General features: G+C 64.8%; 5 protein-coding genes. 3 read left to right on the top strand and 2 right to left on the bottom strand.

The window, feature by feature from the left end; translation table 11 throughout:
• A partial coding sequence (locus KBA32_RS10555; protein ID WP_294358598.1) for a tyrosine-type recombinase/integrase occupies nt 1–182 on the bottom strand: 182 nt, incomplete at its 3' end.
• 253 nt (nt 183–435) lie between these two features.
• Between KBA32_RS10555 and ubiA the strand changes: the two genes are divergently transcribed.
• The 3 genes from ubiA to KBA32_RS10540 all read left to right on the top strand — a co-directional run bounded on the left by ubiA (nt 436) and on the right by KBA32_RS10540 (nt 7,138).
• Entirely contained in the window at nt 436–1,323 is an 888-nt protein-coding gene (gene ubiA / locus KBA32_RS10550) for a 4-hydroxybenzoate octaprenyltransferase (RefSeq protein WP_294358608.1), read from the top strand.
• The gene (gene ubiD, locus KBA32_RS10545; protein WP_294358595.1) at nt 1,320–2,783 is read left to right on the top strand and encodes a 4-hydroxy-3-polyprenylbenzoate decarboxylase; all 1,464 of its coding nucleotides are present in this window, start codon (nt 1,320–1,322) and stop codon (nt 2,781–2,783) included. The genes ubiA and ubiD overlap by 4 nt, the downstream gene beginning before the upstream one ends.
• Nucleotides 2,784–2,899: 116 nt before the next feature.
• Nucleotides 2,900–7,138 carry an EAL domain-containing protein gene (locus KBA32_RS10540; protein ID WP_294358593.1) on the top strand — a complete coding sequence of 1,413 codons (4,239 nt, stop codon included), beginning with the start codon at nt 2,900–2,902 and terminating at the stop codon, nt 7,136–7,138.
• A 135-nt stretch (nt 7,139–7,273) separates the two neighbouring features.
• Here the strand turns inward: KBA32_RS10540 and dacB are convergent.
• On the bottom strand, nt 7,274–8,697 hold a 1,424-nt coding region (dacB, locus tag KBA32_RS10535), incomplete at its 5' end, for a D-alanyl-D-alanine carboxypeptidase/D-alanyl-D-alanine-endopeptidase (protein ID WP_367113773.1).

The following is an 8,697-nucleotide window of genomic DNA, read 5'->3' as shown; positions in this document are numbered from 1 at the left end:
CTAGATAACGGCACGTCGCGCGACTTGCCGTTCTTCGTTTCCGGTAGATGCGCAACCCGTCGTTTCAGGTCGACATGCTCCCACCGTAACGCGAGCAGCTCGCCGCGTCGCATTGCCGTTTCGAGCGCGAGCAGCGCGACTGATATAAGGTGCCGCCCATGACTGGCGTCGAGTGCCGCCAACAATCTTGACTCCTCGCCGGCCTCCAGCCGCCTTTCCCGCGCATTGTTGACTGTCGGCGCGCGAACCGATGCGCCGGGACGGGGTTGCCCATCGGCAACGGGATGCCGAAATCGCGCGCACCCATTTTTCGGCGTCCTTCTTTGTGTTGAAGGTTTTGGACTGCGGCGGATAGTCTGTCCGCCGAACCTGCGCCTGGAACTGGTAATCTCCACGTTTTCTGATTGTTCCCATTTTCGGCTTCCTGTGAAAAATATAACTCAAATACGCTACAAGCTAGGCCAATACGAGCGGCTGATGCGGCTCGACAAACCCATCGGGATACTGCTGCTTCTCTGGCCGACGCTGTGGGCCTTATGGCTTTCCGCGCAGGGGCGGCCGAACTGGATGGTCGTGTGGATCTTCGTCCTCGGCACGGTGCTCATGCGCTCGGCCGGCTGCGTGATCAACGACTTCGCCGACCGCGACTTCGATCCGCACGTCGAGCGTACCAAGGCGCGGCCGCTCGCCGCCGGCAAAGTATCGACGAAGGAGGCGCTGCTCCTCTTTTGCGCGCTGTCGTTCTGCGCCTTCCTGCTCATCCTGCCGTTCCGCAGCTGGTACATCGTCGGGCTGTCGGTCGCGGCGCTCTTCCTCGCCGCGACGTATCCCTTCACCAAGCGCTTCTTCGCGGTGCCGCAGGCCTACCTCGGCGTGGCGTTCGGCTTCGGCATCCCGATGGCCTATGCGGTCAATCTCGGCACGATTCCGGCTGACGCGTGGATGCTGCTGCTCGCTAACGTCTTCTGGGCGATGGCCTATGACACTGAGTACGCGATGGTCGACCGCGACGACGACCTGAAGATCGGCATCAAGACTTCGGCCATCACCTTCGGCCGTTTCGACGTCGCCGCCGTGATGGGCTGTTACGCCATCACTTTCGCGCTGATCGGCTGGGTTGGTTACCAACTGCATATGGGCTGGCCGTTCTACGCCGGACTGGCCGGGGCGGTCGGATTGGCTGGCTACCACTACACCTTGATTCGCGGCCGCGATCGGATGCCTTGCTTCAAGGCTTTCCTGCACAACAACTGGGTCGGTGCCAGCATCTTCGCCGGCATCGTCATCGACTTCCTGATTCCGACCGGATTGATTCCTTCATGAAATATCACGACCTGCGCGATTTCATCGCGCAACTGGAAAGCATCGGTGAATTGAAGCGCATCCGCACGCCGATCGACACGCGCTTCGAGATGACCGAAATCTGCGACCGCGTACTGCGCGCCGGCGGTCCGGCGGTGCTCTTCGAGAACCCGAAGAATCATTCGATGCCGGTGCTCGGCAACCTGTTCGGCACGCCGCGCCGCGTCGCGCTCGGCATGGGCGAGGAATCGGTCGAGGCGCTGCGCGAGGTCGGCAAGCTGCTCGCCTTCCTCAAGGAGCCGGAGCCGCCCAAGGGCTTGAAGGACGCGTGGGACAAGCTGCCGGTGTTCAAGCAGGTGCTCAACATGTCGCCGAAGATCGTCTCGTCGGCGCCGTGCCAGGAGATCGTCTGGGAAGGCACGGACGTCGACCTGTCGCGCCTGCCGATCCAGCATTGCTGGCCGGGCGACGTGGCGCCGCTGATCACCTGGGGGCTGACGGTGACGCGCGGACCGGCGAAGTCGCGGCAGAACCTCGGTATCTACCGGCAACAGGTGATCGGCCACAACAAGGTGATCATGCGCTGGCTGGCGCATCGTGGTGGCGCGCTCGATTTCCGCGACCATTGCCTGGCCAATCCGGGGCAGCCGTTCCCGGTCTCGGTGGTGCTCGGCTGCGACCCGGCGACGATTCTCGGCGCGGTGACGCCAGTGCCGGACAACGTCTCCGAGTACCAGTTTGCCGGGCTGCTGCGCGGCGCCAAGACCGAGCTGATCAAGTGCCTGGGCAACGATCTGCAGGTGCCGGCCTCGAGCGAGATCGTCCTCGAAGGGTTCATCGATCCCAACGAAACGGCGCTCGAAGGCCCCTACGGTGACCACACCGGTTACTACAACGAGCAGTCGACGTTCCCGGTATTCACCATCGAGCGCATCACCATGCGCAAGAATCCGATCTATCACAGCACCTACACCGGCAAGCCGCCCGACGAGCCGGCGATGCTGGCGGTGGCCTTGAACGAAGTGTTCGTGCCGCTGCTGCAGAAGCAGTATCCGGAGGTGGCGGACTTCTACCTGCCGCCCGAAGGCTGTTCTTACCGGCTGGCGACGGTGAGCATCCGCAAGCAGTACCCCGGCCACGCCAAGCGCGTGATGTTCGGCATCTGGAGCTTCCTGCGCCAGTTCATGTACACCAAGTTCATCATCGTGGTGGACGACGACGTGAATATCCGCGACTGGAAGGAAGTGATCTGGGCGATGACCACCCGCGTCGATGCCGCGCGCGACACGCTGATTGCCGAGAACACGCCGATCGACTACCTCGACTTCGCCAGCCCGGTCGCCGGCCTCGGCAGCAAGATGGGCATCGACGCGACGAACAAATGGCCGGGCGAGTCCACGCGCGAGTGGGGGACGCCGATCGTCATGGACGCGGCGGTCAAGGCGCGCGTCGATGCGCTGTGGGGCGAACTCGGCCTGTAGGCTGCTGATTCGGCGAGGAAGAATGGCGCAGTGTTTTTTCCCCGGGGCGGGGCGGCGTATGATGCGATACTGACGAAGGTTGAACAGCATGTCATAAGTCCGGGGGGCAGCACCTGATGATGCAGTCAGTTGATCCACAGCGCGACAAGCGGCGACTGACGCCCGTTGGTGTCGCCTTGCTCTATGCGGTCTTTGCCGCGCTCTGGATCACCGTTTCGGGCGTCCTGCTGAACATGAGCGTCGACGACCCGGTCTTGCAGGGGCGAATCGAAATCGCCAAGGGGTTGCTCTTCGTCGCCGTAACCAGCAGCCTGCTCTACGTCGTCCTCCGGGAATGGGGAACGTCGATCTCCCGCGCCGCGGCCGTTTCGCGTCGCCGCGCCAGACGCAAGCGCGTCGGTTCCTTCCCGCGCGCCGCGCTGCTCGTTGCGCTTGCCTCGCTCGTCCCCCTGTCCGGCTTCGTCGTGCTCAAGGTTCACGAGCCGCAGGTCGAGCGCGAAGCCTTTGCCAATCTGAAGGCCGTTACCGACCTCAAGGCCAGCCAGATCGAGAACTGGCTGTACGAGCGGCAGAACGACGGGGCCGTGATCATGTCCTCCGCCGGGTTGGTGCGGCAGGTCGCCGCGTTGAGGAACGACGGCGGTGACAGTGCCGTGCGCGAATCGGTCCGCGCGCACCTGATTGCCGCGGTCGATCCGGTCCAGTACGCAGCGGCCTTGCTGGTGGATACGCTCGGCAAACCTTTGCTCGAGATCGGCAAGTTTCGCGGCCCGGTGGCGAACACGACGGCCTTGCTGCCGCAGGCGCTGGAGATGCACCAGGCGCGGCACAGCGAAGTGATCGCCGACGGCGACGGCCAGCTGCGCCTCGATTTCCTCGTTCCGCTCGTCGCCTTCGCGAGCGATGGCCAGCGCGCGTCGGTCGGCGGGCTGGTGCTCAGCGTACGGCCGGAGCAATTCCTGTTTCCCTTCGTCGAGCACTGGCCGACGGCCAGCGCCAGCGGCGAGACGCTGCTCGTGCGGCGCGAGGGCGATTCGGTGCTGTTCATCAACGAGCCGCGCGGCTTCAAGGGCGGCGGCCTGGCGCTGCGACGGCCGCTGACGCAGGCCGGCGACCCGGTCGTCGCGGCCGTCAACGAGGCGCGTTCGGGGGTGGGTCGAGGCATTGATTACCGTGGCGTCGACGTGCTGGCGGCCTACCGGCCGGTGACCGGGACCGAATGGGTTGTCGTGGCCAAGCTCGATCGCAGCGAGGTGATGGCGCCGCTGCGGCAGTTGTCATTCTGGGTCAGCCTGATCGCGCTGGTCGCGCTGGTGGTGATCGGTGCGGTGATCTTTCTGTTCTGGCGCCAGCGCGAGCGTACCGTGCAACTCGAGTTGCGGGCGCAGTCGGACAAGGTGCTCCGGCAATTCTACGACCTGCCGTTCATCGGGGTCGCGATCAGCTCTCCGTCTTCCAGGAACTGGTTGCGCTGCAACGATCGCCTGTGCGAGATACTCGGTTATGCGCGCGCGGAGTTGTTGACCAGGACGTGGGTGGACGTGACGCATCCGGACGATCTGGCAGCGGATCTCGCGCAGTTCGAGCAGCTGATGAATGGCTCGATCGAGGCCTACACGCTGGACAAGCGCTTCATCCGCAAGGATGGCTCGGTCGTCTTCGTGTCGATGGACGTGCGCGGCGTGCGCACTGCCGACGGACAACTCGAGCACGTTCTTGCAACGATGCAGGACATCACCGAGCGCAAGCAGGCGGAAGCAAAGACACAGCGGCTGACGGCGACCCATGCCGCGGTCAGCGAGTGCAACCAGGCGATCATCCGCTCGCATAGCGCGGAAGAGCTTTTTCCGCAAATCTGTCGTATCGCCGTGCTCTACGGCGGCATGAAGACCGCCTGGGTCGGTCGGCTCGATCGGGAGACGCTGCTCGTGAGGCCAGCGTTCAGCTTTGGCGATGATCTTGGCCTGCTGAGCGAGCTGCAGGTTTCCATCGATCCGGACCAGCCCAAGGGGCGCGGGCCGACCGGCACTGCCGTGCGTGAGCGCAAGCCGTACTGGGTGCAGAACTTCCTCACCGAGCCGGCGCTCGAGTCGTGGTACGAGCGCGCCGAACGCTCCGGCTGGCGCGCGTCGGCGGCGCTGCCACTGACGCGCGACGGCGAAGTGGTCGGCGCCTTCATCCTCTATGCCGGCGAGACCAACGCCTTCGATGAGGCGGTACAGATTCTGCTGATCAAGATGGCGCAGGACATCAGCTTCGCGCTGACGCTGTTCGCACGTGAGGAGGAACGGCGGGCGATGGAGCGCGCGCTGCGCGAGAGCGAAAGCCGTTTCCGCGAGCTGTACGAGAAGGCGCCGCTGGCTTATCAGTCGCTCGACGTCGAGGGCAACATCCTCGAAGTCAACGACGCCTGGCTGAATCTTCTCGGTTTCCGGCGCGAGGAAGTGATCGGGCGCTTCATCGGTGACTTCATGACCGATGCTTCGATCAAGGCCCTGCAGAACGAGCTTCCGAAGTTCCAGCAACAGGGAAAAGTCGATGGCCTGCACTTCCATTTTCTGCACCGGGATGGCACGCGCCGGTTGCTGATGGTCAACGGGCAGATCGCGCGCGACAGGGGCGGCAACTTCCTGCGCACGCACTGCATCCTGACCGACCTCACCGAGCGCTTGCAGTCGGCCGAGCAGCTGCGCCTGGCCGCCGCCGTCTTCGAACAGAGCGCCGAAGGCATCATCATCTTCGATGCCACGCACAACGTCCTCATGGTGAACCAGGCCTACGTGAAGATGACGGGCTACGCCGCCGCGGAACTGATCGGCAAGCCGCCGCCCGTGATGGACACCGGTTGCAACGATGCATCGTTCATGCGTGCCATGTGGGAAAGCGTCGGGATGCACGGTTCCTGGCACGGCGAACTCTGGAACCGGCGCAAGGACGGCGACCTGTATCCCGAGCTCGCGTCGGTCAGCCGCGTGCACGACGAAGACGGCAAGGTCAGCCACTACATCGCGATCGTCACCGACATCTCGGCGCACAAGGCGAACGAGGCGCACATTAACCGGCTGGCGCATTTCGACGCGCTGACCGGCCTGCCCAACCGCAGCCTGCTGGCCGATCGCGTCGGCCAGGCACTGAGCCGCGTCGAACGCAACGCCGAATCGCTGGCGCTGATCTTCATGGACATCGATCGTTTCAAGAACGTCAATGACTCGCTCGGTCACCGCATCGGCGACGAATTGCTGATCCAGGTCGCCGGGCGCTTGCGCCATGTCCTGCGCGACGAGGATACGGTCTCCCGGCTCGGCGGCGACGAATTCATTCTCGTCCTGCCCAGCACCCGCGCCGAGGGGGCGGCGCATGTGGCTGAAAAGGTGCTGAAGGCGCTCTCCGCGCCATACCACATCGAACACCACGAGCTGAACGTCACGGCCTCGCTCGGTATCGCCCTGTATCCGGGCGACGGCAACAACTACGACGCGCTGTCGATGTGCGCCGACGCCGCGATGTACCGCGCCAAACAGGGCGGGCGCAATACCTTCCGTTTCTTCACGCGCGAGATGCAGGAGCGCTCCGACCGCACGCTGCAACTCGAAAACGCCTTGCGCCGCGCGCTCGAAATGGACCAGCTCGAACTGCACTACCAGCCGCAGGTTTCGCTCGTCGACGGGCGCGTGATCGGCGTCGAAGCCCTGTTGCGCTGGACGCATCCCGAGCTTGGGCGCGTGTCGCCGGCTGATTTCGTGCCGATTGCCGAGGAGAGCGGGCTCATCCTGCCGATCGGCGAATGGGTGCTGCGCATGGCGATCTGCCAGATGCAGCTGTGGCAGGATGCCGGCCTGCCGCCGATGGTCATGGCGGTGAATCTGTCGGCGGTCCAGTTCCGCCAGTCGCGCCTGCCCGCACTTGTCTCGCAGATGCTCGAAGAGTTCGGGTTGCCGCCGGAATGTCTCGAACTCGAACTGACCGAGGGCGTGGCCATGGACAACCCGCTCGGGGCGATCGCCGTGATGAACGACCTGCACGACCGCGGCGTACACATGTCGATCGACGACTTCGGCACCGGCTACTCGTCGCTGAGCTATCTCAAGCGTTTCAAGGTCTGCAAGCTGAAGATCGACCAGTCCTTCGTGCGTGATCTGTCGACCGACCCGGAAGACGCGGCCATCGTCGAGGCGATCATCGGCCTGTCGCGCAGTCTGGGATTGAAAACGATCGCCGAAGGCGTGGAAACCGCCGAGCAGCTCGCCTTCCTGCGCGATCGCGGTTGCGACGAAGCGCAGGGTTACCAGATCGGCCGGCCGATGCCGGTGGAAGACTTCGAGGCCTTCCTGCGCGACTATCGCCCGCTTCCGTGAGCTTGGAAAGCTTGGTTTTATTACCGCAAAGGCGCAAAGGACGCGAAGGTTCGCAAAGAGAGCCAAAAGGGCTGCGTGATCAAATGGCATCAAAGCGTTGATTACTTTGCGGCCTTTGCGGTGAGGTTTTCAGGTTTAACGCTCCGCCACCCAGCGCAGCAGCGCGTCCATCGCCGGCTTGCCCTGCCGCGACTTCGCGTCGTTGATCAGGAAGACGACGACCCAGCGCTTGTCGCTGCTGTCGAGCACGTAACCGGCAATCGCACGCACGTTCTCCAGGTAGCCGGTCTTCAGATGGGCGCGGCCGGCGGCGGCGCCGTTGCCGAGGCGCTTCTTCAGCGTGCCGTCGACGCCGGCGAGCGGCAGCGACGACATCAGCTCGGGCATGACCGGGCTCTTCCAGGCCGCGAGCAGCAACCGGGCGAGGCTATCGGCAGAAACACGCTCGTTGCGCGATAGGCCGGAACCGTTGTCGAGCACGGCTTCCGGCATCGGCATGCCCTTCTCGGCCAGCCAGCCCTGGATGCGCTGACGCGCGCCGTCCGGGTTGGCCGGCCGTTCGGCAGCCAGGGTCAGGAAGACCTGGCGCGCCATCACGTTGTTGCTGTACTTGTTGATGTCGCGCACGATCTCGGCGAGCGGCGGCGATTCCTGCGTGGCGAGTCCGATTGCCGCGGGCGGCGTCTGGCCCTCGCGCACCCGGCCCTGGAGGGTGCCGCCGAGTTCGCGCCAGAGCGCGCGGAACAGGCGCTCGACCTGGCGGTCGGCCGGCCACGGCGAGAGGTTGAGCGGCTTTTCGCCGCACTGTACGGAGAAATTGCCGCTGATCCCGATCGTTTCGCCGACCACCGCCGGTTTGATTCGTTCGCGCCAGTCGCCGCACGCGTCCTGCGTGAGGGTGATGCGGTTGTCGATGCGCAGGTCGTCGTCCGGCGTCTCGGCGATGACCTGCACGGCCGTCTGGTCGGTGTTCGGGCGCAGTGTCAGGCGCACGCTGGCGAGATTGACGAGCAACGCATCGGGGCCGGCGTTGTACGGGCGCAGCGGCTCGTTGTCGAATTCCGCCGGATCGTACGGCGGTAGGGCGAAAGCGCTGCGGTCGAGGATCACGTCGCCGCTGATGCGGGCGACGCCGCGCGCGCGCAACTGGCGCAGCAACTGCCAGAAGTGCTCGAGCGCCAGCCGCGGGTCGCCGCTGCCGCGCAGGTAAAGATTCCCGCCGAGCTGGCCGTTAGCAGGTAGAGCGTCGGCGAGCGCCTCCGTCTTCCAGGAATACGCCGGGCCGAGCAGTTCGAGCGCGGCGTAGGTTGTGACGAGTTTCATCGCCGATGCCGGATTCATCGGCTGCGCGGTGTTGTGCCGGATCAACGGCGTCGAAGCGTCAACGCCCTGGACGACGATGCCGACGCTGGTCAGCGGGATGCCGGCGTCCTTCAATGCGGCGGTGACCGGAGCCGGAAGCTCGGCGCCGACAGCCACCGACGGGCACGCGAAGGCGAGCGCCGCGGCGAAGGTCAGTGCTGATTCGAGGAAGCGCTTGCGGAGGCGATAAATCGGGG

The sequence above is a fragment of the Propionivibrio sp. genome, assembly GCF_017995515.1.
Lineage (GTDB): Bacteria > Pseudomonadota > Gammaproteobacteria > Burkholderiales > Rhodocyclaceae > Propionivibrio.
This window is presented reverse-complemented; position numbering and strand designations above follow the sequence as displayed.